We start from the raw sequence: 1,273 nt of genomic DNA on the forward strand, positions 1-1,273 counted from the left end.
CCACCCCTTTAAAGGTGCGTCGTCACAGCTGAGATAAAACCGGCACTCTTTGTAGCAAACATCATCTAACTGGCACAGGAGGAAACTGCCATGATGATGAATGCTGTGATATCGCACTGCACAAAAATCAGCCCGCTGACTGTGATGGCAAGGCTGGCGCTGCAACGTGCCCTCGATCCTGCTTGGGCCGATGAACTTTTCGAGCGAGAACGTGGCGCCCAATACCAGAGGGAGCTGCTGTTCTCGACGACAGTCGAACTGATGTCCGTGGTCGCAGTTGGGCTGCGGCCATCGCTGCACGCCGCAGCGCAGGCCTGCCCTGATTTGCCGGTTTCTGTGCAAGCTTTATATGACAAGGTCAGACACACCGAGCCGAACCTGGTACGGGCGCTGGTCACCGGCAGCGCCGAGCGCCTTGGTGACGTGATCACGCCATTTTTGCAGCGAAAGCCGCCGCTGGTTCCGGGTTACCGCACCCGTATCGTGGACGGCAACCATTTGCCTGCCAGCGAAAAGCGGCTGAATCCTTTGCGCGCCTTTCGCGGCGCCGCAATGCCTGGCCAGTCCCTTGTGGTGTATGACCCTGATTCGGGCCTGATCGTCGATATGGAGCCTTGCGAAGATGCACACTCGCAGGAACGCGCCGTGATGCCACCGTTACTGGAGCGTTCGCATCCGGGCGAACTGTGGATTGCTGATCGCAACTTCAGCACGCGCATGATCCTGTCCGAATGGCATCGCCGTGGGTGTGCCTTCATCGTACGTGAGCACGGCCGTACGCCCAATCCGGCGCCGCTGGACGAGCTGACATATCAGGGGCGAATCGCGACCGGCGCCGTCTTTGAACAGTGCGTTGCCATCCCTGGAACCACAGGACAGAAGGTAGCATTACGCCGCATTGAGCTGCGACTGGACAAGTCCACTGACGATGGCGAAACGATCATCCGGTTGCTGACGAATCTACCAACAGAACATTTCAGCGCACGCGCCATTGCTCGCCTATACAGCAAGCGCTGGCGGATCGAGACCATGTTCCAGCGACTCGAATCGGTCTTACACAGTGAAGTCACTACACTCGGACACCCGCGCGCGGCCTTGTTCGCGTTCGGCATCGCAATCCTGGCCTATAACGTGTTGACTGTCTTGCAGTGCGCAGTGAGCGCCGCGCACGACCTGGTTGCCAGCGGCATTGAGCTATCGCCGTTTTATGTGGCCGTGGAGGTACGAGCGCACTATGCCGGCATGGTGATGGCTGTGCCAACCAAAGCATGGC

At 58.9% G+C, this 1,273-nt stretch carries 1 protein-coding gene (cut by a window edge); it reads left to right on the forward strand.

What is annotated here, in order from left to right; genetic code table 11:
- Positions 1-144 precede the first annotated feature (144 nt).
- Positions 145-1,273, forward strand: partial view of an IS4 family transposase gene (locus tag GJA_RS25435; protein WP_479686750.1) — the 5' portion only. 20 nt of this gene lie beyond the right edge of the window; only the first 1,129 of its 1,149 coding nucleotides appear in the window; its start codon is at positions 145-147; the stop codon falls past the right edge of the window.

The sequence above is a fragment of the Janthinobacterium agaricidamnosum NBRC 102515 = DSM 9628 genome (assembly GCF_000723165.1).
GTDB lineage: Bacteria > Pseudomonadota > Gammaproteobacteria > Burkholderiales > Burkholderiaceae_D > Janthinobacterium > Janthinobacterium agaricidamnosum.